At 38.2% G+C, this 25,711-nt stretch carries 26 protein-coding genes; 12 read left to right on the forward strand and 14 right to left on the reverse strand.

Annotated elements, in window-relative coordinates:
- From AC27IF_RS09280 to AC27IF_RS09315, 8 genes are all read left to right on the forward strand, one after another.
- Positions 1-528, forward strand: a complete 528-nt coding sequence (locus tag AC27IF_RS09280) for a MotA/TolQ/ExbB proton channel family protein (RefSeq protein ID WP_487053869.1) — start codon at positions 1-3, stop codon at positions 526-528.
- Between the two features lie 90 nt (positions 529-618).
- On the forward strand, positions 619-1,029 hold the full coding sequence (locus AC27IF_RS09285; RefSeq protein WP_487053870.1) for an ExbD/TolR family protein: 411 nt from the start codon (positions 619-621) through the stop codon (positions 1,027-1,029).
- Between the two features lie 83 nt (positions 1,030-1,112).
- Positions 1,113-1,682, forward strand: a complete 570-nt coding sequence (locus tag AC27IF_RS09290; RefSeq protein WP_487054019.1) for an energy transducer TonB — start codon at positions 1,113-1,115, stop codon at positions 1,680-1,682.
- Between the two features lie 57 nt (positions 1,683-1,739).
- The gene (locus AC27IF_RS09295; protein ID WP_487053871.1) at positions 1,740-3,083 is read left to right on the forward strand and encodes a tetratricopeptide repeat protein; all 1,344 of its coding nucleotides are present in this window, start codon (positions 1,740-1,742) and stop codon (positions 3,081-3,083) included.
- Positions 3,084-3,546: 463 nt separating this feature from the next.
- Entirely contained in the window at positions 3,547-5,241 is a 1,695-nt protein-coding gene (locus tag AC27IF_RS09300) for a methyl-accepting chemotaxis protein (protein ID WP_487053873.1), read from the forward strand.
- Positions 5,242-5,342: 101 nt separating this feature from the next.
- The gene (locus AC27IF_RS09305; RefSeq protein ID WP_487053874.1) at positions 5,343-5,882 is read left to right on the forward strand and encodes a DinB family protein; all 540 of its coding nucleotides are present in this window, start codon (positions 5,343-5,345) and stop codon (positions 5,880-5,882) included.
- A 1-nt stretch (position 5,883) separates the two neighbouring features.
- Positions 5,884-6,645: a glucose 1-dehydrogenase gene (locus tag AC27IF_RS09310; protein WP_487053875.1), complete on the forward strand. Its 762-nt coding sequence runs from the start codon at positions 5,884-5,886 to the stop codon at positions 6,643-6,645.
- Positions 6,646-6,772: 127 nt separating this feature from the next.
- Positions 6,773-7,633, forward strand: coding sequence for a PA4780 family RIO1-like protein kinase (locus AC27IF_RS09315; RefSeq protein ID WP_487053876.1), 861 nt, complete (start codon positions 6,773-6,775; stop codon positions 7,631-7,633).
- Positions 7,634-7,786: 153 nt separating this feature from the next.
- On the opposite strand, the gene AC27IF_RS09320 is transcribed toward AC27IF_RS09315, so the two are convergent.
- Positions 7,787-8,155: a hypothetical protein gene (locus AC27IF_RS09320; protein WP_487053878.1), complete on the reverse strand. Its 369-nt coding sequence runs from the start codon at positions 8,153-8,155 to the stop codon at positions 7,787-7,789.
- Positions 8,156-8,172: 17 nt separating this feature from the next.
- Positions 8,173-9,042 carry a patatin-like phospholipase family protein gene (locus tag AC27IF_RS09325; RefSeq protein ID WP_487053880.1) on the reverse strand — a complete coding sequence of 290 codons (870 nt, stop codon included), beginning with the start codon at positions 9,040-9,042 and terminating at the stop codon, positions 8,173-8,175.
- Between the two features lie 201 nt (positions 9,043-9,243).
- Here AC27IF_RS09325 and AC27IF_RS09330 point away from each other — a divergent pair, with 201 nt between their 5' ends.
- Positions 9,244-10,140, forward strand: coding sequence for an AraC family transcriptional regulator (locus tag AC27IF_RS09330; protein ID WP_487053882.1), 897 nt, complete (start codon positions 9,244-9,246; stop codon positions 10,138-10,140).
- A gap of 60 nt (positions 10,141-10,200) precedes the next feature.
- Here the strand turns inward: AC27IF_RS09330 and AC27IF_RS09335 are convergent, their stop codons facing one another.
- The 4 genes from AC27IF_RS09335 to AC27IF_RS09350 all read right to left on the reverse strand — a co-directional run bounded on the left by AC27IF_RS09335 (position 10,201) and on the right by AC27IF_RS09350 (position 14,170).
- On the reverse strand, positions 10,201-10,893 hold the full coding sequence (locus AC27IF_RS09335; protein WP_487054020.1) for a substrate-binding periplasmic protein: 693 nt from the start codon (positions 10,891-10,893) through the stop codon (positions 10,201-10,203).
- A 103-nt stretch (positions 10,894-10,996) separates the two neighbouring features.
- Positions 10,997-12,520, reverse strand: coding sequence for a phospholipase D family protein (locus AC27IF_RS09340; protein WP_487053884.1), 1,524 nt, complete (start codon positions 12,518-12,520; stop codon positions 10,997-10,999).
- Between the two features lie 61 nt (positions 12,521-12,581).
- Positions 12,582-12,977 carry a DUF2750 domain-containing protein gene (locus AC27IF_RS09345; protein WP_487054022.1) on the reverse strand — a complete coding sequence of 132 codons (396 nt, stop codon included), beginning with the start codon at positions 12,975-12,977 and terminating at the stop codon, positions 12,582-12,584.
- A gap of 80 nt (positions 12,978-13,057) precedes the next feature.
- A complete protein-coding gene (locus AC27IF_RS09350; protein ID WP_487053886.1) occupies positions 13,058-14,170 on the reverse strand; it encodes an aspartyl protease family protein in 1,113 nt (370 codons plus the stop codon).
- Between the two features lie 243 nt (positions 14,171-14,413).
- On the opposite strand from AC27IF_RS09350, the gene AC27IF_RS09355 reads away from it, so the two are divergent.
- The gene (locus tag AC27IF_RS09355; protein WP_487053887.1) at positions 14,414-14,932 is read left to right on the forward strand and encodes a c-type cytochrome; all 519 of its coding nucleotides are present in this window, start codon (positions 14,414-14,416) and stop codon (positions 14,930-14,932) included.
- Positions 14,933-15,019: 87 nt separating this feature from the next.
- Here AC27IF_RS09355 and AC27IF_RS09360 read toward each other — a convergent pair whose 3' ends face one another.
- The 6 genes from AC27IF_RS09360 to AC27IF_RS09385 form a co-directional block, all read right to left on the reverse strand.
- Complete coding sequence (locus tag AC27IF_RS09360) at positions 15,020-15,709, reverse strand: cytochrome b/b6 domain-containing protein (RefSeq protein WP_487053888.1); 690 nt, start codon at positions 15,707-15,709, stop codon at positions 15,020-15,022.
- Positions 15,710-15,932: 223 nt separating this feature from the next.
- Positions 15,933-16,697 carry a phosphate signaling complex protein PhoU gene (phoU, locus tag AC27IF_RS09365; RefSeq protein WP_487053889.1) on the reverse strand — a complete coding sequence of 255 codons (765 nt, stop codon included), beginning with the start codon at positions 16,695-16,697 and terminating at the stop codon, positions 15,933-15,935.
- A 12-nt stretch (positions 16,698-16,709) separates the two neighbouring features.
- Positions 16,710-17,543 (reverse strand): phosphate ABC transporter ATP-binding protein PstB, encoded by an 834-nt coding sequence (pstB, locus tag AC27IF_RS09370; protein WP_487053891.1) that lies wholly within the window; start codon positions 17,541-17,543, stop codon positions 16,710-16,712.
- Positions 17,544-17,558: 15 nt separating this feature from the next.
- On the reverse strand, positions 17,559-18,917 hold the full coding sequence (pstA, locus tag AC27IF_RS09375) for a phosphate ABC transporter permease PstA (RefSeq protein WP_487053893.1): 1,359 nt from the start codon (positions 18,915-18,917) through the stop codon (positions 17,559-17,561).
- Positions 18,910-20,328 carry a phosphate ABC transporter permease subunit PstC gene (pstC, locus tag AC27IF_RS09380; RefSeq protein ID WP_487053895.1) on the reverse strand — a complete coding sequence of 473 codons (1,419 nt, stop codon included), beginning with the start codon at positions 20,326-20,328 and terminating at the stop codon, positions 18,910-18,912. Before pstC ends, pstA begins: the two co-directional genes overlap by 8 nt.
- Before the next feature lie 115 nt (positions 20,329-20,443).
- Positions 20,444-21,511, reverse strand: coding sequence for a PstS family phosphate ABC transporter substrate-binding protein (locus AC27IF_RS09385; protein ID WP_487053897.1), 1,068 nt, complete (start codon positions 21,509-21,511; stop codon positions 20,444-20,446).
- A gap of 357 nt (positions 21,512-21,868) precedes the next feature.
- Here AC27IF_RS09385 and AC27IF_RS09390 point away from each other — a divergent pair, with 357 nt between their 5' ends.
- Positions 21,869-22,969, forward strand: a complete 1,101-nt coding sequence (locus tag AC27IF_RS09390; RefSeq protein WP_487053899.1) for a 3-deoxy-7-phosphoheptulonate synthase — start codon at positions 21,869-21,871, stop codon at positions 22,967-22,969.
- A 37-nt stretch (positions 22,970-23,006) separates the two neighbouring features.
- Positions 23,007-24,140 carry a bifunctional chorismate mutase/prephenate dehydrogenase gene (tyrA, locus tag AC27IF_RS09395; RefSeq protein WP_487053901.1) on the forward strand — a complete coding sequence of 378 codons (1,134 nt, stop codon included), beginning with the start codon at positions 23,007-23,009 and terminating at the stop codon, positions 24,138-24,140.
- A gap of 23 nt (positions 24,141-24,163) precedes the next feature.
- Here tyrA and AC27IF_RS09400 read toward each other — a convergent pair whose 3' ends face one another.
- Complete coding sequence (locus tag AC27IF_RS09400) at positions 24,164-24,775, reverse strand: hypothetical protein (RefSeq protein WP_487053902.1); 612 nt, start codon at positions 24,773-24,775, stop codon at positions 24,164-24,166.
- 94 nt (positions 24,776-24,869) lie between these two features.
- Entirely contained in the window at positions 24,870-25,694 is an 825-nt protein-coding gene (locus AC27IF_RS09405; protein ID WP_487053904.1) for a hypothetical protein, read from the reverse strand.
- Positions 25,695-25,711: the final 17 nt, after the last annotated feature.

A 25,711-nucleotide genomic window follows, 5' to 3' on the forward strand; every position in this document is an offset into this window, starting at 1 on the left:
GTGATTGCCTTAACAGAAATGTTCAACGCCATTGTTGAGTTTATGGACACTGGCGGGCAGGTATTAACAGTAATTGGTGTCGTTATCTTCATTATGTGGTTGATGATATTTGAACGCTTTGTATTTATTTCGATTAGTTATAAAAGCGTTCGAGATCATTTACTTCACACATGGAAAAGTAGAGCAGAGCACACTTCTTGGAACAGCGAGCAAATTAGAAATAAACTAATTTCTCGCGGCGCCACTAAGCTCAACCGTAATATTACCTTGATACAGTCTTTGGTCGTGCTTTGTCCGTTATTAGGTTTATTAGGCACAGTGACGGGCATGATAGAAGTATTCGATGTCATGGCAATCTCAGGTAGTGGTAATGCCCGATCTATGGCCTCTGGTGTGTCAAGAGCAACTATCCCAACCATGGCCGGTATGGTGGGATCATTATCTGGTGTTTTTACTGTTGCTTGGATTAAACGTAACGCCAAAAAAGAAACAGAATTGTTAGCTGATGCGTTAATGGCGAAACACTAAAGCAAAACACTCAGCAGAGCACACAACTAATAATGTCATCGTTAGCGATAGTGTTCACGATGACTGTTTAACAACATAGTAGGAAAAATCATGCGTCACTTAAATAAAATGCTACAAGCGCAGGAAGAAAAAGAAGATATTGATATGACCCCCATGCTTGATGTGGTTTTCATCCTTTTAATTTTCTTTATTGTTACCGCTTCATTTGTCAAAGAGGCTGGTATTGATGTTAACCGCCCAGAAGCTGCTACCGCGGTGAAAAAAGAACGTGCAAATATTTTAGTTGCCATCAGCGACAAAGGCGATATTTGGATTAACAAACGAAAAGTTGATATTCGTAGTGTTCAAGCCAATATTGAGCGCTTAAAAGCTGAAAACCCTCAAGGTACCGTTGTCATACAAGCTGATAAAAAAGCGACGACAGATACCTTGATTAAAGTGATGGACTCAGCACGTGCTGCGGGTGTTTTTGATGTGTCTATTGCTGCGCAAGAAGCATAGTAAGAGTTGGAGGAAATAGCGTGGCTACAGTAATAGTTCGTAGTGGTGCTCGATATGTAATAGCGGGCGCATTGGCATTAAGTATGACTTTTGTGTTGTTTTGGGGCATGCAAAAACTAATTGCTGGTGGTAATGATGTCATGTCTGAGCCGGTAAAAGGTAATGTGCTTGATTTTATCCGTTTAAAGAAAGAAGAAACGGTGGTGAAAAAAGATCGACAAGTGCAAAAACCCGCTAAGCCTAAAGAGCCTCCACCACAAATGACAGCACCACCAATGCAGCAAAGCAACCCAAATGCTAATGCCGCTAAAAGTAGTTTTGCAGCCGATATTCAAGCAGATACTAGTCTTTCTGGCGGCTTAAGCCTGGACAGTAGTGACGGTGATTATTTACCTATCGTTAAAGTGGCTGCAGTGTATCCCCGCCGAGCTCAGTCTCGAGGGATAGAAGGTTTTGTAGTGGTGGAATTTACCGTCACGAAAACGGGCGCGGTAACTAACCCAGCAGTGGTTCATGCAGAGCCAGCAGGTGTGTTTGATAGAGCCGCTCTTGATGCCGTTGTAAAGTTTAAATATAAGCCTCGAGTCGTTGATGGTGTCGCCATGGCGGTAGGCGGTGTACAAAATAAAATTAGCTTTGAAATTGATGGCTAAGTAATTGATAGCCGGTTATTAGCTATCAATCATTTAATAATAATTAAGGAGACAATCATGAAACTCACTTCTTCTTTGGTATTCGCGACAGTGATAAGTGCGATAGCTTTGTTATCTTCACAAACCGTTGTGGCGCAAGATGATAATTCAAAAGCGCATAAGAGTTATAAATCAAGTAAAAAAGTACCCGCTATGCGTAATCGTGTTTATACGCAATTAGCAAGAGCACAAGGTTTGGCTGATGAAGGCAAAAAAGTGGAAGGTTTTGCGGCATTAGACGATGTTAAAGACCGTTTAGACAGCTTGAATGCATACGAGCAAGCAATGCTCTTTAACTTTTATGGCTTTATGTATTATGCCGATGACAATGTTGAGCAAGCCATTGCAAGTTTCACTAAAGTGATCAGTGATGAGGCTTCAATCCCCGATAGTTTAGTGATTTCAACGCGTTATTCTCTTGCACAGCTGTCTATGCAACAACAAGACTTCACTGGTGCGTTAGCGCATTTAATGGCTTGGAAAAAAGTTAATCCTAAACCGCTTAGTGCCAATCAAGAAATGTTATTTGCTCAAGTTTATTATCAAGATAAACAATTTATTGATAGCTTAATACATATTGAAAATGCGATTCAACAGGTCACTTCACAGAACAAGTTACCTAAAGAAAACTGGCTCATTTTAAAACGTGCTACTCATTATGAATTAGCCCAACCAGAAAAAGTCACCCAGGTAATGGAACAACTCGTTCGCTTGTATGACAAACCTCAATACTGGCTACAATTGGCTGGTATGTATGGCGAAATTGGCGAAGAAGAAAAGCAAGTTGCCGTGATGGAAGCTGCCTTTCAAGCGGGTTATGTGACTAAATCTAGCGATATTATTACCCTAGTGCAGTTATATCAATTTCATGGCGCACCTTATAAAGCAGCCAAATTACTCAGTGAAGCCATTGACGATGGGACGGTTATCGCCAAAGAGAAGAACTTAGAGATCTTATCTCGTGCTTATATGAATGCCAAAGAGCCGAAAAAAGCGATTGTAGTATTGACCAAACTTACTGAGTTATCTGAAAGTGGTCAAAATGAAGCTTTATTAGCACAAATCTATTTAAATGATGAGAAGTGGCAGTTGGCGATTGAATTTGCTGACAAAGCTATTGAAAAAAGTGTTGCTGATGAAGACACTAGTTACCTTGGCAACATGTATTTAGCCAAGGGGATGGCAAACTTTAATTTGCATCATTTTGACCAGTCTCTACTTGCCTTTACCAAGGCGCAGCAGTTGCCAAAAATTAAGAAGACTGCACAACAATGGCTAAAATATGTTGAAAGAGAGCAAGATGCTTATCAAAGGCAACAACAAATGCGCTTAGCAATGCTGACAGCCCAGCCGGTAAATTAGTCAATCCGTTTGGTATCATTTAGCCAAAAGAAACTTTCTTGTTGATAACCGATAGAGAGTTTCTCCAACAAACGCTTAACTCATCTGACCTGTAAGTGTCTATATTATATAAGATATTTGACTTTGCAAATAATGAAATAAGATGTGTATAATTCACCTTTAATGTAAATAAGTTGTAACTTCTGTAAGGGATTTTAATAACCTGTTAACGATTATTATTCTCTTATTAATATTTTTCAAGCTTTTGCTAGGTGATTTTTATAGAGCCTATTCTTGTCGTCGGTTATTGATAATGAAAAAGCAAATGTTTTTGGTATTACTTTTGTTAGGACTTTCTAATTAATTTCAATTAATTACTTTACCTATATGGATAGCATTGCAGTATTAGCTCGGAAAACGGACTAATACTTATCATGGATGATGAAAAGCAATCTTTTATTTCATTACCTATCAAGAAGTCGTTATGCTTAAACAGTTAAAAATCGCTCACAAAATTTATTTATTAGGTGCTATTCAGTTATCGTTAATGCATATTATGGGGGGAATAGCAATTTCCCAAATGTCTAAAATAGGCATTGAACTTATCGATATAGCAGAAAAGGATATTCCACTTACCAACAATATTACCGAATTAACTAGTTATCAGTTAGAGCAAAGTATATTAATTGAACGCGCGTTATATAATGTTGCCTTAATGAAGCAAGGTATTGCAGGAAGCGATGAAAAATTTATTATACTAAAGCAAGATATTGAAAAGTTATCCCACACTATTACTAAGCAGTTAAGTGAAATCGATACTTTTATTTTGGAGTCTATAAATTCGTTACATTCAGAGGAGGCTAAAAAAGAATTTAAACACCTCTCTGCTACAGTAAAAACAATCAATTCTCATATATTAACGTTTGAAGCTGAACTTACACACTTTTTAGATTTTATCGAGACGGCAGCACTTATTGATATTGCGGTAAAGTCAAAAAATCTTGAACATCAAGAAGATGAAATAAAACATGAAGTGGTTGAATTATTAAAAGAGGTTCAACGTTTTACTCTTCAAGCTTCATTACAGGCCGAAAAAGATGAACAAGAGGGCATTTTCTGGATTATCCTTGCTTTCATTATTGCAATAATTATTGGGCTGGTGCTCCCTTTCGTTATAGGTCGAGCAATCGCTAATCCCATCGTTGAACTAGCCGATAGGCTAAATGAAGTTGCCAACGGTGACGGAGACTTAAATGTTTCATTAAGTGAAAAATCAATAGATGAAACAGGTGATGTTGCTCGAGCTTTTAATCAATTTTTAGTCATGTTGAGAGCTTTGATTGGTAATACTGCGACACAAACTAGAGTGTTAGATGAATCATCGAAAGTAGCGTTAACTAATATGACCCTTACTGTTGAAAATGTTGATAAACAGCGTATTGAAACAGAGTTAGTTGCTAGTGCTGTTAACCAAATGAGCGCTACTACTCAAGTTGTCGCTAGTAATGCTGCTAGTTCATCTGAGGCAACAGAAGTGGTTAAAAATATGATGTTAAATAGTAATCGTGATGCGCTAGAAAGCCAGGCAATTATTGAGCAGCTTTCAGAAGAGGTGACTGAAACATCAAGGGTGATTCAAAACTTAGTCAATGAAACTAATAATATAGGCACTGTACTTGAAGCTATTCAAGGCATAGCTTCGCAAACAAATTTATTGGCACTAAATGCTGCTATAGAAGCGGCTAGAGCGGGTGAACAAGGAAGAGGGTTTGCGGTAGTAGCCGACGAGGTACGAACACTTGCACAACGAACACAAACCTCTACTATTGATATTCAAGAGTTATTAGAAAGATTAAAAGAAGAAGCGAATAATGCGGTATTAAGCATGAATAAAGGTACAGAAAGTGCCAATGAATGTATCGATAAAAGTAAACACGCAAGCCATACCCTTAAAGAAGCTACTGAATCGGTAATGGTCATTTCCGACTTAAATACGCAGATTGTGCAAGCGACTAATGAGCAAACTTGTGTTGTAGAAGAAATAAATCAAAACTTGTCTAATATAAGTCAAATGGCTGACAGTAATTATCAGGGAGCAAAAGAAACCTCTGATGCAAACTATACTATCGCTAATGAAGTGGAGCTGCTGCAAGATAACCTGAAAAAGTTTAAAATGTAACAATAGTTCAATCGCTTTTTATAAAACGCCTACGGGCGTTTTTTTATGCATCATTTTTGATAAGATAGGGAAAAATACCAATACATTTAATGGAGGTTAACTTGGCGTTAACGAACAACTTTTCAATGATGGCTTTGTATAATTCACGTATTAATCAGCAATTATTAGCGTGTTGTCATGCATTACCTGCAGAAGGTTTAGTGCGGGATACGCAATCATTTTTTCCTAATATTATTTCGTATTGGAACCATATACTTTTTGGTGATCTGATTATGCTAGGACGACTCGCCCGTAATGGAGTCTCTTCATTAACGCCAACGGACTTGGATAACTTACCAACACCAGTATCCACAACGGATATATATTTTACCGACTTTACTGAACTAAGTGAGGCAAGGGCACAAGTAGATGCTTTGCTGATAAAATATTGTCAAAACTTAACAGAAAGTGCTTGTGAGCAGGTGATCCATTATCAAAATACTGAAGGTGCAAACATCAGTATTAAAGTCGCTGATATGACGCAGCATCTATTTAATCACCAAACACATCATCGTGGTCAATTAACCTGCATTTTAAGTCAAATGGCTGTTGATTATGGTTGTATGGATTTACCCATGATTGTTAGTGAAGGAAGCCAGTGAGATGGATCGAGTAGATAAAATGAAGTGTCGCTTAGATAAGGTTGTTATTGTTACTGGCGGTGGTCGGGGAATTGGCGCAGCCACTGCAATACTATTAGCCGAGCAAGGTTATCGTGTTTGTGTTAACTATTTGAATCGACATGATGAAGCAGCACAAGTGGTTGACAAAATTACTAGTGCAGGCGGACAAGCATTTGCTTTTGCCGCTAATGTCGCTGAAGAAGCAGAAGTAATCAAACTATTTGAAGCGACAGAGCATCATTTTGGTACTGTCACCCATTTAGTTAATAATGCCGGCATTTTATTTACCCAATCAAGGCTAAGCGAAATTAGTTTAGAGCGTTTTAATCAAGTGCTCACCACGAATGTTAGTAGCTGCTTTTTATGTTGTAAAGAGGCAATAAAGCGAATGAACTCTGGTGGTGCTATTGTCAATGTCTCTTCGGGGGCATCGAGATCTGGCTCACCCAATGAGTATATTGATTATGCTGCATCAAAAGGTGCTATCGATACATTAACCATAGGGCTTTCAAAAGAAGTGGCTAAACAAAATATTCGTGTTAATTGCGTGCGACCAGGTTTGATTTATACCGACATGCATGCCGATGGCGGTGAGCCAGCAAGGGTAGATAGATTAAGTAGTATTATTCCTTTACAGCGTGGTGGTAGTCCAAATGAAGTGGCTAATGCCATCGCTTGGCTTTTATCGAGTGAAGCGTCCTTTGTTACAGGCACTTTTGTTGATGTAACAGGTGGGCTCTAACATTAACACTTCAAAATAGGGTCTAAACAGACACTTTTAATGATTTACTTATAAAATATTTTACTTAAGCCATGATGAAAACGCGGCAAATGTTTCATCATGGACAATTTTACTGTATAACGGCGATATGAAAATTCCAAAACGAATACAACCATTGGTTGATGATGGTTTAGTTGATGAAGTGCTTAGTCAACTAATGAGCGGCAAAGAAGCGACGGTATACACTGTTCGATGTGGTGATGAAGTTCGCTGCGCTAAAGTGTATAAAGAAGCGAGTAAACGCAGCTTTAAAAAAGCAGCTCAATACCAAGAAGGCAGAAAAAGCCGTAATAGCCGCCGCGCTAGAGCAATGGAAAAGGGCTCTAAGTATGGTCGAAGTCAGCAAGAAGAGGCTTGGCAAAATGCGGAAGTAGACGCGTTATATACACTGGCAGAAGTGGGTGTACGTGTACCTCAACCTTTTGGCTGTTTCGATGGCGTATTATTGATGGAGTTAGTCACTGATGATGCGGGTGATGTTGCACCGCGCTTAAATGATGTAGTGATGTCAAAAGAGCAAGCTATTGAAGATCATCAATTAGTGATGATTTATGTGATGCGCATGTTATGTGCGGGCGTTGTTCATGGTGATTTATCTGAATTTAATGTATTGGTTGATGACTACGGCCCAGTAATTATTGACCTACCTCAAGCGGTAGATGCTTCGGCGAATAATAATGCTAAAGCTATGTTAATTCGCGATGTTGAAAACATGACTAATTATTATGGGCAATTTGCCCCTGAATTATTATTAAGTAAGTATGCTCATGAAATGTGGGCACTCTATGAAAGCGGTGAGCTAACGTTAAAAACAAAACTAACGGGGCAGTTTGCTGAAAATAATCAGTCAGCTAATGTGGATACCGTAATAGAAGAAATCAAAGCAGCTTTTGCTGAGGAGCAGGAGCGATTACAACGTATTGCAGAAGCTAATGCGGTTGATGAGTAGGTAATAAAACGCAAAACTATTGGTGTTTATACATGAAATGGTGCTCTTGGTTTAATACTATGAGCACCATTTTTTTTGTTTAGCTATTTCATGAGCGTTGCTGTTAAGAAGTTGCCATGAATGTATATCTTTTAGCGATATTTAACTTAGCTGCTAAGTTCGGATTTTGAGATACCACCATACCAAAGGTATTAAAATAATGATCTCAATCCCGACATATATCCATTGTTTAACCACTGAGCCGTCTAACATTATCCCGATTAATCGTGCAATCAGTAAACCAAAAATTAACGAAGCGCTGGTGGCTGCCAACGTAATTATCCATGGTTGTAATTGATGGTGAAAAATAAGTAAAGATCCGAAGCCTATCAGTAAGCCCCACCAAATTCTGCGCTCGACTGCTTCAAATGTATCTTCAGGGATCGGCTTATTACTTATTAGTTCAGGGTTTGCCGTTAATATAATGCCAATAATGATTAATGCTATAGCAATACATCTTAATATTAAGCTAGATTCTATCAAAATTTATATCCTTATTTTTATCGAACAATCAAGGCTTTAATCTCAGCCATTGCTTGTTTGGTGGCAAGGTACCCCAGTTCAATGGCTTGGGCTTTTTCATCAAAGGCTGCTGTGCTAGTTGGCTCATTATTAATGGTAATAACGACATCTGCACTATTCAGCTCTTCTTTTGATAGCCGGCAACTTTGCATCCTAAAAGCAGCGAGCGTTACTTTGCCAATGCCTAGCTCAGGTTTAGCTTGGTTGTGGCAATAGATATCGACGGCAATGACTTTTTTCGCGCCTAATTTTCTAGCGGTATAAACAGGTACAACACTGAATATTCCCCCATCAACAAGAATATCCCCCTGACTTTCTACGGGGACAAATGCGCCAGGAATGGTCGATGAGGTTTGAACGGCATGACCGGGATTTCCCGAACGGATCATAACCGTTTTTTGAGTTGTTAAGTTAGTCGCGGTGACGGCTACCGGTATTGGGAATTGCAATAGGTCATCATATTCAACTTGGCTATTCACCCATGATGACAACTTTTTACCGTTGATGATTCCTGCTGAAGAAAATACATAATCGGCTATGTCAGATATACCGACACTATTTATTGCCGACTCCATTTCTTTGTAGTGCATTCCTGAAGCATATAAAACAGCAGCAATTGAGCCTGCGGATGTGCCACTGACGACATCAAGTTTGATGCCTTCTTCTTCTAACGCCTTGATGACACCTAAATGCATAAAACCACGAACCCCACCACCACCAAAGGCAATACCAAGCCCGTACTCTCCATTTTTCACAGGCTTTGACACATTTAAATCGTTATAGATATTAGCGGTTGAACAGCCGATTAAAAACAAAGTGCTAAGTGTGATGACTAACTTTTTAAACATAATTTTTCCTAAATAAATACATTTACAGCGACCAATCAAAAATGACCGTTCCAAATTGCTCTGGAAGTTTATTTGCATGCCGTTATCTGCTGTAGTAGTGTTGTGGTAAATGTATTATAAGTATCATTTTTATGTGTAAATAGGCGTAATAATCTTAAATATTTGCCTATTTGTATCTGTAGTGGTTTTTAAGGCTGGCGTATGATTAAAAATAAGATAAAACAAATTATTGAAAGTCGTATCAGTGAAGATGGCATCATTGAAACGGGTATAAAGGGAGTAAACCTATTTAGGGTTACTACCTCTATTCCTTGTGCTCCTGCTGTCTATGAGCCGACTATTGTTATCATAGTAAGTGGCAAGAAGGAGGCTATTCTTAATGGCAGTCGCCATATTTACGATAATAGCCAGTATTTATGCTGCACCATGTCAATGCCTGTTGAAGCGGGAACGCCGGAAGCTTCTTTAGATGATCCTTTACTTGGTGTGTATATTTCTCTTGATACAAAAGTAATGACCGAGTTAGCCATAGAAATGGAAAGCGCAAGAGGTGCAATAAAACGCCCTAAAAGTAGCTCATTACCGCAAGGGATTTCTTTATGTCATTGGGATGACACATTTAGTGATGCTTTATTACGATTACTTCAATTAGAAGAAAACACCACTGATATGTCAATTCTTGGACAAAGTCGGTTGCGTGAGTTGTATTACTCGGTTTTAAAAGGCGAGGCAGGTATTTCTGCAAGACGAGCCTTTGGTGTCGGGAACGAAATCGCTCGCTCTATTGAGTACCTTTCTTCCAAACTTAAGGAAAGTGTTACTATCGAGGACTTAGCTTCTGAAGTCGGCATGAGTCGCGCCGTTTTTCATCGTAAATTCAAACAAGCTACTATGATGTCACCTATTCAGTTTATTAAATCGATGCGTTTGAATAATGCTGCAATGAAAATTTCTGCAGGCATGAATGTAAGTAAGGCTGCCATGGATGTAGGTTATGTCAGTTCATCTCAATTTAGCCGTGAATTTAAGCGGATGTATGGTCAGTCGCCTAAGCAATGGAGTCAACCTAAAGAGTTAATTGACAGTGCTGCGTTATAGCTCCTTTGTGCAAATGCCTTTAAAGAGTTAGTGAAGATAATCAGAGCCTTTTATTAACCGTTATTTCTTAATGTTGACTAAGCCTTCGTCGAGCAACTTTATCGCATTTTTAGTATCTTTTGACTTGCTAAAGGCTACATAGATATCGCTTTTATGGTTAATTTTTCCTTTTTTTATATGGCTAAGATTTAGCCCCATTTTATCTAATTTACTTTTAGCAACTTCATCAAACATTATGGCGACATCGACCCTTTTTTTTATTAAAAGCTGAATAAGCTGTGTTTGGTTGCTTACTCTAACTTCATTAAATCGATTTTTATTCTTTTCGTAGTTATCGCCATATTCGTAACCAATGATCACACCTACGGATGTCGATTCAGGTATTTCATTAACCGAGTTGAAGTTCATTGTTGAATCATTGTGATAATAAAATGAAGCAGTGGCCTGTAAGATAGGTGTTTTACCAAAATCAAATATTTCAATTGTGCTTTGTTGCTTGGTGACATTAAAGGCACCGTCAACTTGTCCAAGTTTAGTCATCTTTAATGCTCTGGCGTAGGGCACGGCAATAAATTCAACTTCAACATTGACTGAGTTATACGCAGCTTGAATAATTTCTTTGGAAATCCCGTTACCGTTTTCATCCGAAAAGGGAGGCCAGCTAGTTTCAGCTGCAAGTGTTATTGACTCCATAGCAGCAGAGTTTTGACCTAAAGTAAAAATAGTAATGATAAATAAGGTTCGAAGAAACATCACAAATTTTAAGTCTTTCTAAGGTATGGGTATCATGTATTATACGAGAAAAACCTTACATTGTTAAAATTTGAAAAAGGAAGCCAACTCCTTTAATACATGCCTATAAGTACTTCTCTATTGGCAATAATTGTAAAAGCCTTGATGTTATTCGCTCTGTCAAATCGGTTTCGGGCTCTTTATCCCAGTTTTCCTCACCTGAATACCAGTGCACTTTTCCATCCGTTAAGTCCAATCGCCAGCTATTTTCTTCGCTCATCGCTTGCTTTATCTCATGTTTAAGTTGAGTAGCTACACTTTGGTTTTCAATAATCAGTAATGATTCGGTATTGAGGTAAGTTGAGCGTAAATTAAAATTAAATGAGCCGATAACCGCGATATTCTCATCAAAAACGACAGACTTAGCATGAAGGCCATAAGGGGCTATGGGCGCGCATTTTTTTGCGTTTTTTGTCGAGTCTTTACATAGGCTTGTATCAGGTTTTAACTCGAACAACTGTATGCCTTCTTTGAGCATATCTTTACGTCGACCCGCATACCCTGAATGATTGGTCACTAAATCATTTGAAGCCATAGAGTTGGTTAAAGCACTTATCTTTACGCCATTGTTGGTTAAAGTATTTAATGACTTTAATTGGCGATCATCAAAGATTAAGTAAGCTGACTCAATGACCATTTCGTGTGTCGATTGCTGTGCTAATTCCGTTAACAATTTGGCGGTAGCTTTAGGAACATCGGTGTTGCTGGCGTCATCAGGTACCGCTTGATCAGAAATAAAGCGAGCTTGAACCCATGTCATTTCAGGTAATAGCGCTTTTAAGAAAGTGTTCGCTTGTTTATTACCCGCGGGTAGTGGAGGGTAATGCTGATATATAGGTGCTTCTAGGTTTTCTAATATCGAAATATCAGGTGAAACGTTTTCGGTTAGTAAATTAACAGGGTAAGACCAGCGACTGCTCCAATATTGAGTAAAGCTTGTCTGGATATCTGAAACGACTGAGCCCATTACTAGTACATCACGGTCACGAAAATTTATTTCATCCGAAAGATCAAAATACTCATCACCTATATTACGACCTCCAACAATAGCCAAAGTGCCGTCAACGGTAAATGATTTGTTATGCATACGACGGTTAAGCCTAGAGAAGTCACTGAGCACATTAACCCATTTAATAAACCCGTGGCGACTTGGAATAGGGTTAAATATACGGATTTCAATTTTAGGGTGAAGATCAAGGGCTGCTAATAGGCTTTCACGTTCATTTAAGTTGATATCATCTAACATGACACGAACTTGAACGCCTCGGTTTGCTGCTGCTAATAAACGGCTTGCTAAGTAACTGCCCGAAGAGTCAGAGTTCCAAATATAGTATTGAATATCTATACTTTGCTCTGCTGATTCGATAAGTGCCAGTCGCTGAGACAAAGCATCCCAGCCAGTATTTTGTATTAAGACAGCGCTTGTTGCATCTTTTGGCTCATAACTCGCTGTTAACTGGGTCAAGCTAGTGAGTCTTTGTGATGGTGATGGTTCAATAGGATGCATCATTTCCTCTGGAAGTGATGCGCAGCCAGTGATTGTGGCAATTAAAAGTAAAATTGAAATGTAATGTTTAAACACAGGCACGGGTTATATTTCCTTGTTAACACTAACTAAGCCAAGACGTAATGTTTTATGGGCTAAACTGTTAATTTTTTCGAACAGATTTTTTTGAAGGTTTAGATAACTCAAAATCAAACTCATCAGGAAAAAGTACCAAACCCTCTTCTGCTTGATTGGGAAAAACTACGATAGCTAAGTCATCATCTGCTAAGCCGTTGGTCCAACTGTTTTGCCATTTGCTTAGCGAAATTGCTTCAGCTTTACAGTCTTGCCAGTCGTCAGTAATCCATTCTTGTGCAAATTCTTTGTTGGGCCATACCGGCACGCAATCTTCGTCTTCGGTGTTTAACATCATACAGCCGTGTTCATCCACTAAAACCCAAATCTGCTGAGATTCGAGGACAGTATCTACAAAATACTTAAAACGTTTTTGCTCGTTATACTGCTCAATGGTGTTTATTAAATCAGGCGTTAAGGTCATCACAAAAGTTACTCTTGGGGGAAAGCGTTATAGTACAAAGTTATCCGCAGCGGAACAAATGATATTTGCGAGCAACTGACCTAAGGTTTGTTGGATAAACTGAGTAAACTATTGGTTTGATCAATATGAAAATCAAACAGTCGTAAAAAGTTCATACCTAATAATCCATCATTATTTGAGGTCATGTATGGGTTTACTGCAAACTTAAAGTTATCTACGCGATAACCGTGTAATTCAAAATGTTCCACTTGATAAATGCTGCTAGATATTTCACCTCCAGCGGTCATTAATACAATATCGCTTATATAGCTCAGCTGGCGAGTTGACGCTAAATTATCAAAAAATTCTTGTGATAAAACCGAAATACTAGCCCCGGTATCTATCAGCAAGTTAACTTTGTCGTGGTTGTTAATTACCCCTTCAACAACAAAGTGAACTCCTTGACGTACAAGTGGGATCATAGCGGGTTGTTGCAAGGCCATTTCGATAAGTTTTACTAGCTCATGGGCTTTAACTTGATAGTTTGGCTCAATAAGTAAAGAGTCAACACTTTCTCTCGCTAATTGGTACTCACCTTGATGAAATTGTGCTTGAGCTAATGCCCATAAAGCTTCACTACTTTGTGGCGTGATAACAAGCACTTCACTAGAGAAGTTAGCTAACTCAAACCATAATTCATTTTGTAAAAGGCGAGAGATTTCTTGGCGTACTAGCTGGTTAGCATACTCATTACTTTGTTTTTGTAAGTTAAAGTCTTGCGTATGGTATTGAAGTTCGAAGGCACTTTTTATCGCCATGAGTATTTGTTGTTTGGCTATGTGTAGCTCAACAAAAAGAAATAGAAAATCAAGATCGTCAGGGGAGTAGGCCAAGTAGGCATCTAAAGACTCTGCTACAATTTGATACTGCTTAGTGTTCAATAATTGTTGGCTATCATTAAGCCAATAGCTTTTAACCGTGCTTAATTGGTTGGTGCCTTCTTGGGGGAGTTCATAAAGTAAATTAGCCGCTTCAAAAAACTGTTTAGCTTGGATGTTTTTTTTAATTTCATCAACGACATTCGTCTGTTGATTGTTATTAAAGTTAGAATGTTTTGTCGCTTTTTCAGTGCTGCGAGAGCTATCAAAAGAGTCATTCTTCAACGTTTTAGTTGTAGATAGTGTTGTTGGCACCTCTTCTTGTAGGTACCCCATCGCTTCCTCAACTAAATTGAAGGCTTTTATTTGAACGAAGAAGTAAATATTTAAACATAGTGAAGCTATAAATATTGAAACAAATAATAATCGCAACATAATAAGCATTAACAAGGGGAGTTAAGCTAGTGTCGCCAAAATTTGTCGAAAAAGCTATTGTTTATAGTTAAATTGTTTTTGCTGTTTATAATAATGAAATTTGTAATAAGCCAGTATTTTACTAGTTAACTATTGAGATATTTAATGATAAAGTTTTATTTGTCCTTACCACTACTAGATAAAATAAACATGAAATTACTTCCATCAAAAGTTATTACCGCTTGTGCACTTATGTTAGTCACTAATATTGCTGCAGCAGAGCCAGCCAAATCAGAAAAACACGCAAAAGGTGCTAATAAAGTACGTCATGCCGTTTTTACAATGCTTGGCGCTAATATGGGGCCATTAGGTGGTATGGCAAAAGGTAAAATTCCACTTAATGCCAAAGTAGTCGAGAAGAACGCCATTAGAATTAACCAACTGTCTTATATGATTGCTGACTATACACGAACAGATACTAGCGGTTATAAGGTTAAATCAGATGCGTTAAAAGACGTTTGGACTAAACGTGAGGCTTTTGAAAAAAGAATTGATGATTTAACGAAAGCTTCGGCAAAACTGATTGAAGTTTCTACCTCTGGCGATGAAGGCGCAATCAAAGCGGCAATTGGCGGCGTAGGTAAAACGTGTGGCGGTTGTCACGATGACTTTAAAAAAGATTAAGCAATTTCTTAATCTTAAGTCAGTTTAAGTTACGATAAGGTCTGTATTATCTCTAGATAACGTCAGACCTTATTTTTTAGATTTCTATTAATAATAAAACTCTTCTTCTACAGGTATGTTCAATACCAAGAGCCAATACAAAAACACAATAATCATCAATATTATGACCAGTGCTAATAAAAGCTTCGATGATTTTATATCACTAGTTGTTTCATCAATATTTGCTTTGTAGCCGGTAATCATAGGCAATATCAAATTTATTTTTCGAGCAAATAAATAATAAAATACCGCAATTATATGGACAGCCGAAACCAAAATAATGCCATCAAAAGCGTAATGATGAATTTGAGCGAGATATTTTTGTGCTGAGTTACTGACACTGTCGTAATATGGGCCTGTGGTAAAAACATCATCATTCATAAATAAACCGCTGACGGCTTGCGATAAAAGCAAGGTTAGCATCACTACCACCATCAAGCCGCCAAGAGGATTATGGCCAGTAGTACTGTAACTTTTATTACTTTTAACCTTTTCAAGGTAGTTTTTTATCGATTGCATGCTAGGAATGAATTGTGAAAACTTGGCATGTGTTGTCCCAAATATACCCCATAGCAGGCGAAATATTATCAAGCCTAAAATAAAGTAACCAATTTTAAGATGGTAATCTATTAAGCCTTTTTCGCCATCTGAGGTATACCATGCCGCAAATATTGATATCACCAGCAACCAATGAAATAACCTGACGGGCAGATCCCAAATGAGTCGTTTTTTTGTCATTATTTTTTCGTTCGTGTTGTGCTTTCCTGTCAAAAAGAGGAAAGCCAGTTTATATAATTTAGTTACTATATTATATAAATTAACGCATGGGTTAATAAACAGCTAAAGCTTGTTTAAGGCACATATTAATTTGCCGATTTTGTTTTATAAAGGCACTTTTATATGAAGTATTGGAGAGGTTGGCGTTTATAGGATTATAAACGCCTCATTTATTAGCGAAAGTTTAACGATCTATTTGTTCTTTAATTTGTTCCATGCTGGCATGACGAACATCTTTACCCTCTACTAAATAGACTATGTATTCGCATAAATTAGTGGTGTGATCGCCAATACGCTCTAATGCACGGGCACACCAAGTTACTCGTAAAGCGTTTTTAATTTCTCTAGGGTTCTCCATCATTTTAGTGACGAGAAGGCGAGAGATATTGTCAAACTCTTCATCAATAATATTATCATTTTTAATAATGTTTAACGCGCTTTCTACATCCATTTCAGCGTATGCTTTTAAAGCACAACTTAACGTTTCGCTGACATGTTTACCTAAGTGTCTAAGCTCAACTAAAGGGCGAGAGCCTTCTTCTTCGGCAAAGTTACCTTTAGCAAGTTTAATGGCATTTTTGCCAAACTTAACCGCTTCATCACCCATACGCTCAAGATCGGTAATGCTTTTAATGACACTGACCAATAAACGAAGGTCACTAGCGGCAGGTTGACGTCTGGCTAATATTTGCGTGCAATACTCATCAATTTCTAACTCCATAGTATTGACTTTTTGGTCACGCTCAATCACTTTTGACGCTAAGGTTGAGTCAGCATTTAGCACTGAATTTAAACCGTCGTTAACTTGTTGCTCTACTAACGCACCCATATCCATCACTAGGTTTCGTACTTGTTCAAGCTCTTCATTAAAACGACGTGAAATATGCTTGTCTAAATGTAATTTTGTGGTGAAACCAGATTGGGTTTCTGTCTCTTTTGATGTAGTCATGTGATTCTCCATTTAACCAAAGCGGCCAGTGATATAGTTCTCAGTTAACTTGTGACTTGGTCGAGTAAAAATATCTTCTGTTTTACCCATTTCGACCAATTTACCCATATGAAAATAAGCAGTGTGCTGTGAAACACGTGCCGCTTGTTGCATTGAGTGGGTCACAATAGCAATAGTGTATTTTTCCTTTAATTCATCTATTAGCTCTTCAATAATCGCTGTAGCAATTGGGTCAAGTGCTGATGCTGGCTCATCCATTAGGATCACCTCAGGACTTACCGCAATGGTTCTAGCAATACATAAACGTTGTTGTTGTCCGCCTGACAAACCAGTGCCGGGATCTTTTAGTCGGTCTTTAACTTCGTTAAATAATCCCGCTTTTTGCAAACTTGTTTCAACAATTTCATCTAATTCTGCTTTAGAGTTGGTTAAGCCGTGAATACGAGGGCCGTAAGCAACATTGTCATAGATAGATTTAGGAAAAGGGTTTGGCTTTTGGAATACCATACCGACACGGGCTCTTAGTAGCACAGGATCAAGATCTTTAGCATAAATATCTTCATCATCGAGTAGAAGTTGACCTGTAATACGACAAATGTCGATAGTGTCATTCATACGATTTAAACAACGTAAGAAGGTTGATTTACCACAGCCTGACGGGCCAATTAGCGCGGTTACTTGGTTTTTTGCCAAATCTAGGCTGACATCGTGAATGGCTTGTTTTTCACCATAATAAACATTGGCGCCTCTGATCTTCATCTTGGCATTATCAGCATAGATATTGCCAACAGTTTCTGTCAGCTCTATGTCAGCTAACTGGTCTTGGTTAATTTCTGTATTATTCATGATTTCGTCTCAAACCTATTTCTTTTCAAACTTAGAGCGCAACACGGTTGCTGTTACATTAATAACTAACAATAGTGTTAATAGCACTAATATAGCGGCGGATGTTTTGGCTAAGAAAGCTCTTTCTGGACTATCTGCCCATAAGTATATCTGTACGGGTAATACGGTTGCTGAATCTACGATGCTGGTAGGAACATCAACAATAAATGCTACCATGCCGATCATTAGTAATGGCGCTGTTTCACCTAACGCTTGTGCAATTCCTATAATAGCACCGGTAATAATACCTGGCATCGCTTGTGGCAGTACATGCGAGAAGGTGACTTGCATTTTTGATGCACCTAAACCCAATGCGGCTTCTCTAATTGAAGGTGGTACCGCTTTAATGGCTGCACGACTGGCAATAATAATTGTGGGTAAAGTCATTAACGTTAAAACAATACCACCAACTAATGGCGCAGAGCGAGGGAGACCAAACAGGTTAATAATTACCGCCAGACCCAGCAAACCAAACACAATAGAAGGTACAGCAGCTAAATTATTGATGTTAATTTCTATTAAATCAGTAATTTTATTCTTAGGTGCGAACTCTTCTAAGTATAAAGCGCCGGCGACACCCAGTGGAAAAGACAGCATTAAGGTAACAAACATAGTAAGCAAGGTGCCCATTAATGCGCCTTTAATACCGGCTAGTTCAGGCTCTCTTGAGTCACTGGAAGTGAAGAAGCTCACATTGAAACGACTTTCTATACGCTCTTCATTGTTAAGCTTAGCTAACCATTTAGCTTGTTGCTCATTGATACGCAAGCCAGCTTCTCCAGAGGCAAAGTCTTCTTTTAGATAACTATCAACATCATCATCAAGCCTAACCCATATAGTGACGGTTTCATTAAAGTCTTCAGGTGATGATATAAGCTCATCTTTTATCGTGAACTCAGCATTGGTAGAGAATAACTTAAAGATTGCTCGTTTCTCTTTTCTTGATAACTTGGTGGTTTCTTCATCCATAAACATCGGATAAATAGAGTTTCTAAGCACTTTACGGTAATCAGCCGTTTTTAACTGCTCAGTTAATTCATAACCACTTAACTCATCAGCTACGTTTAACCAATTACTTTTATAATTTACATCAAGTTTTACCCAATGTTGATGAAAGGCGGGTAAGGCTTTGTTAGTGATATCACTAATCAAAGTTACCACAAGTAAAAAACCAAACAGTACCGCAAATAAACCTATGCTCTTAAAACGCCTTTCTTTTCTATGACGCTTTTTAAGGCTTAAAGCAACCTTCTCTGTGGTGGATAATGCTCTAGAAAGCTCGTTATTAGCAGGCACAATATTCTCCATTTCGCTGTTTTCTTTTGAATTAGTCATACTGCTCTCGATATTTCTGTACGACTTTCAACGCTAAAATATTTAAGCCGAGTGTGGTAATAAATAACATTAGCCCTAATGCAAATGCTGCTAGTGTTTTCGGGCTATCGAATTCTTGATCACCGGTTAGCAAGGTAACTATTTGCACGGTCACTGTGGTGACTGAATCCAATGGATTAGCGGTTAAGTTGGCTGCCATACCAGCGGCCATTACCACTATCATGGTTTCACCAATTGCACGGGAAATAGCAAGTAAAATTGCACCGACAATACCGGGTAGGGCAGCTGGAATAAGCACTTTTATCACAGTTTCACTCTTGGTTGCTCCCATGCCAAACGACGCTTCTTTCAATGCTTTAGGCACAGCGCTGATTGCATCTTCAGATAAAGAAGAAACAAAAGGAATAATCATGGTGCCCATAACTAAGCCTGCTGCTAATGCACTTTCTGAAGCGACACTTAAACCAAAGTATTCACCAACACTTCTAATAACAGGCGCTACGGTTAATGCTGCAAAAAATCCGTAAACAACCGTTGGGATACCCGCAAGTACTTCAAGCATAGGCTTAGCAAAACTACGTAACTTTGCACTGGCATATTGGGATAAATAAATAGCGATCATTAAACCAACAGGCACAGCTAGCATCATAGCGATGAATGTAATTAGCATAGTACCGGCAAATAAAGGTACCGCACCAAAAGCGCCTGAGCCACCGACTTGATCTTCACGCATCGCTGTTTGTGGACTCCACTGAGTACCAAACATAAACTCTACTGGCGAAACGCTTTTAAAGAATTGTATTGATTCAAATAATACCGAAACGACAATACCTACAGTAGTAAGTATGGCAATAGCAGATGAAGCAATTAAAATACCACGAATAATGGTTTCTGATTTTTGTCTGGCGGCATAGGTTAAGCTAAATTTTCTTACTAAAACGATAACACTGACCACGGCTATGATAAGCACTAATGCTGTTCTTAACCAACTCGCTTGTTCATTAAGATTTTGTAGCTGTATGGCGGCTTGATACTGACTTTGTACCGCAATTTCACTTGAATCTTTTATGGATTGTATTAAAACGCTAGCTGATTCAGATGATGCTAAAGAGCGGATATTATTTAGGTAAAGACCTAAATCAATTTTTGAAAGGGATTGGATATTTTCAGGCAATGTACTAGTAAGTAATTGCTCAATCACAACCTGCTCTGCACTGTTAAATATTAATAATGCAATTAATGCCGGTAAACCACAGACCATAGCCGTTAACAAGCCAAACTGCTCAGGTAAACAAGTTAAATCCTTTTTATGCTCAGCGCCACCAACAACGTTTAAAGAACGTTGAATACCAAACCAGTAACTAAATAAAGTTAGACCCAGTAGCACTAAAAAAAGTAAAGATGAATTCATATTATAAAACCAAATATTACAAGATTATTTAAAACTTTCTAAACGAATAAACGCGCAGCGCTAATAACTTGTTAAAGCTACTAACGATGCGCGACAATTTTTAATGTATTCGCTCTTAATTTAATGCAAGAGGAGTTAACGATAAGACGTTTTTACGAACTGTAGCCAGCTTGTCTTCACCTAAAGGAATTAGGCCTCGGTCTGTTAAGTAACCTTCTTCACCCATAGCGGCTTCTGAGGTGTATTCTTTTAAGAATTCTAAGATGCCAGGTACTTTGCCAACGTGAGCGTTTTTCACGTAAAAGTAAAGTGGGCGTGATACTGGGTAAGACCCATCAGCAATAGCGTCGAATGAAGGAGCTTGGCCATCAATGATAGAGCCTTGTAACATATCGCTGTTTTGATCTAGGAAACTAAAACCAAAAATACCAAATGCTTTCGGGTTAGCCGTTAGCTTTTGTACGATTAAGTTATCGTTTTCACCTGCTTCAATATAAGCATGGTCTTCACGAACACTGTGACAAACTTCTTTGTAGTGTGATTTGTTTTTCTTTTTCATGGCTTTAATCCATGGGAAAGTTTTACAACCACCTTCAAGTACTAATTCAGCAAAGGCATCGCGGGTACCTGATGTTGGTGGTGGACCTAACACTTCAATTTTATTAGCTGGAAGAGTAGGGTTAATGTCGCTCCATAATTTATAAGGGTTAGCCACTAATGTTTCACTACTGTCTTTAGCTGGAACTTCTTTAGCAAGCGCTAAAAACAACTCTTTACGAGTTACTTTCATTGCCTTGGCAGCATTTGAGTTAGCTACTACGATACCGTCATAACCTAATAAAACTTCAGTAATGCTGGTAACACCATTTTTAGCACACATATCAAATTCACTTTTTTTCATACGACGTGAAGCATTTGATAAGTCAGGCGTGTCAATAGCATTGCTAGCACAGAATAACTTCATGCCGCCGCCAGTACCTGTTGATTCAATTTTTGGTGTTTTAAAGTTAGTGCTTTTGCCAAAACGTTCAGCGACTACAGTTGAAAATGGATAAACCGTTGAAGAGCCAACAGCAGTAATCATGTCACGGCTATTAGCGTTAGCAACGTTACTCATTAATGCACTTGTTGCGAGTGATAAGCCGATTACTGTTGTTAATGTGTTTTTCAATACATTGTTCATATTATTTCTCACTTGTTAAGTTTTGAGAGTTATAAAAATTAATTTATGAAGTTTTAAAAGTTGCGTGCAGTTTAAAAATTTAATGTGACAGTTACATGAACGAAATATTACAGTTGTGTGACAGTGTTATTTTCATTTAATAAATCTTTAAAAAGATGCTGTACTCTGTGAAAATTATGTGTAAAAATATTCTTACAAATCGCGTAATTAAAACTTTACGATTTTGTGTTTTTATTTTTGGTTGAGCTGTATCCCTTTAAAAGTGCACTTTGATCTTTTCAATATCTTCTGCAAATCTTATTTTTATCCCGCGCATTAATGTTTTTGTTATACAGAATAAATAATTAGGAATAAGCCATGACCACCGCAACAGCTGAAAATGCAACTCATACCAGTACATTAAATGATATTCATGTTAATGAAGAACATGTGCTAATGACCCCAGAACAACTTAAAGAAGAGTTGCCGTTAAAAGAGCCAGGTCGCGAGTTTGTTAAATCGTCACGTAAAATTATTGCTGACATAATTCACAAGCGTGATCCTCGTTTATTAGTCATTAGTGGACCATGTTCAGTTCATGACGTGGAAGCTGCTAAAGAATACGCGAGAGCCTTAAAAAAACTTCATGACAAACATCAAGACTCTCTTTATGTGGTCATGCGTGTCTATTTTGAAAAGCCACGTACAACGGTTGGTTGGAAGGGCATGATTAATGATCCACATATGGATGGTTCATTTGACGTTGAAGCAGGCCTTAGAAAAGCACGTGAATTACTGATTTATTTAACAGAGCTAGGTTTACCTCTAGCAACAGAAGCGCTCGACCCTATTAGCCCACAATATTTAGCTGAATTATTTAGCTGGTCGGCAATCGGTGCGCGTACGACAGAATCACAAACCCATAGAGAAATGGCTAGTGGTTTGTCTATGCCGATAGGTTTTAAAAATGGTACAAATGGTAGCTTAGATGTGGCCATTAATGCCTTACAATCGGCGGCTTCGTCACATCGTTTCATGGGTATTAACCGTCAAGGGCAAGTGGCTTTAATCAAAACCTCGGGTAACCCTGATGGTCATGTAATTTTACGAGGTGGTAAACAGCCTAATTATGACAGTGTAAATATCAGCGAATGTGAAGCAGTACTGGCTAAGCATAAATTAGAGCCAGGTATCGTTGTGGATTGTAGTCATGGTAATTCAAATAAAGATTACCGACGTCAGCCTCTGGTTGCGACAAATGTTTTTAATCAAATAATTGAAGGTAATAAGTCAATTATTGGTATCATGTTAGAAAGCAACATTAAGGCTGGTAATCAAAGTAGCGAATTAGCGATTGCGGATATGGAATATGGCGTTTCAGTTACCGATGCTTGTATCGATTTAGACACCACCATTACCTTATTAAGTGAAGCAGAAGATATGCTTAGTGATGCGTTGAAAAAACGAGTTGTAAGATAAATTCGACTTAAGTCTTTAAAGAGAAAAATGAGAAAATATGAGTAATTTTGACGAAAGCCTTAAAGCTTTACGTGATGAAATAGATGATATTGATAGCCAGTTAGTGGCTTTACTAGCGAAGCGCTTGTCGGTAACAACGAAAGTCGGCGCGCTCAAAAGTGCTGAAGGTCGTCCTATTTTTGCACCTGAACGTGAAGCTTGTTTAATTGAAAAGCGCAGAAATCAAGCTGAAGAAGCAGGGTTAAGCGGCGATTTGATTGAAGATATTCTACGTCGATTAATGCGTGACTCATATGTCAGCCAAGATGCCAGTGGCTATCAATGTATCAACCCTGATTGTAAAAAGGTCGTTGTAGTTGGCGGTAAAGGGCAGCTTGGTAGTATCTTTGTGGACTTATTCCAACGCTCTCACTATCAAGTAGCTATTATTGAACAAGAAGATTGGCCAAATAGTGATGCCATATTGGCTGAAGCAAGTTTGGTGATAGTTGCTGTACCTATTCGATTAACGGCGATGGTTATTCATCACCTAAACAATTTACCAGAAGATTGTATTTTGGCTGACTTTACCAGTGTTAAAGAGCAGCCTTTATATGAAATGATGAAGGTACATTCAGGACCTGTGGTAGGTTTACACCCTATGTTTGGTCCAGATGTCACGGGATTAATTAAACAAACTATTATTGTTTGTGATGGCCGTGAGCAAACACAGTATCAATGGCTACTCGAGCAATTTAGAGTGTGGGGTGCTAAAACGTTTCAAGTGACAGCTCACGAGCATGATCAAGCTATGTCTATGGTGCAAGTGATGCGACATTTCTCCACCATTGCTTATGGCTACCATCTAATGGCTGAAGGGGCGGATATTGAAAACTTAGTCAATATGAGCTCGCCCATTTATCGGTTAGAGTTGATCATGGTAGGGCGCTTATTTGCACAAGATCCAATTTTATATTCAGATATCATCTTTTCTAATCCTGATAATATCACCATGATGAAACGCTTTGCTTATCGATTCTTAGAATTGTTAGAAGATGTAGAGCTAGGTGATAAAGAAGCATTTGTCACTATGTTTGAGCAAGTTTCTACATGGTTTGGTGATTATGCCAATGACTTCTTAGCTGAAAGTAAATCAATGCTATTAAAGGCTAATGAGTTGAAAAAACATTAACCTTATTTTGGTTAATGTTTAGATTAAAAACGATAAGCTAAGCCAATTGAAATTTGGCTGTCTAGCCAGATGGCATCGTCAAAGTGGGCATAACAAGTGTCACTTTGACAAAACAAATTCTCATCGTCTTGAATTAACGTTGCATATATTCTCAGCTCAGTGATCAAGGCTAGGCTGTCAGAAAACTCATAACGAGTCCCAACAGATGCGGTAATCGACGGATAAATATCATTATCAAAGTCACTATCAAAGTAGGTGGCACCAACACCTATTCCAACAGACGTTGTATAGCTTCTGTCTCTGAATAACGCAACGCCATTAAAGTGTGCATAAAGCGTATCAAATGAATGCGTAGACTGAGCTATGTTATCGGTGAAATCTCGAGAAACATAATTAATAAGTACCTGACCTTGCCCATTTGGGGAGTCTTGCCAAGAAAAAGCGAGACCAAAATTTGGCTCGTCAGTTGTAGGTAATGTAGCAGTATTGTCACCGCTATCTAATTTGGGACTGAAGGTATAGCCTACAAGTGGCATTATTTCCAAACCAGTTGCCATAGTTAAGGTGGGTAATGTTAAAAAGCCAAACGCTATACATCCATATGTATAACGCTGAAGAAGCTTCAATGGGGGCATGATTGAATGTTCCTTAGTAGTTAATTTTTAGTATTGTTATATCTTTAGCTTACTCTGCTTTAAGTGAAATACAAGTAACAAACAAGCAAGTTTATTATTGGATATTTTGTGTTGGCAAAGCTAGCAATGTGAGTAATAACTCACCGCCTAGTTGATTAGCAATTAGGCCTTGCTCATCACCAAGCGGAGATAGCTGAAGGTTATTAAATGTTTTTGTCTGCTTTACGCCATTTTCAATATTGCTCAACTCAAGGGTATTGATATTTATCGCTTGTATTTTTAATTGATTTTGTGGTTTACCTCGCTTCTTACCCCCTTGTTTATGTTCAATAATGGGACCTGCTTGAGGGTGACTTTTGGCATAGGCTAGCGCATCTAATTCAGGATGTTCTTGTGCATAACGTTGAGCACTTATTTCAGGGTAGAGCTTAGGATAGTCTTGAGCAAGTTGCTCTTTTATTTGTGCCGTTATTACTTGAATGTTGCTTTGCTTGTTTGCCTTTATTTCGCCTGAAAGTATTTCAGAATTGATGATTAATTTATTGATTGATAACTGTTTGATGTTGGTGACAAAAACGTTGTTTTTATTTACTGTTGGCGCATTCTTAAAAGGGGAGGTACTGATTGTTGATTGGGCTGGGTCTATTAACGCTAATTCTACTTTCACCTCATCAATTGTCATTAGGTATTTTTCACTATAACCTGCCATGTTTTCTAATGTGATGTCAGTAAAGGTACCTACACCTTCATTCGCTGAAAAATCGACTAACGCGAGCGCTGTTGGTTGCTTGGTGTAATATTGTCCTTGTAATTGAATTTGGCTTTTTAAAAATTCATTGAGTGAGCCATTGGCTAAATACCAGAGCATGGTGCTAAAAAAAACTAATAAGGTGAAGGCAAGTATGGCTAATTTATTCAAAGTACTATCTCTTGATG

This window comes from Colwellia sp. KS18-150, from assembly GCF_057551365.1.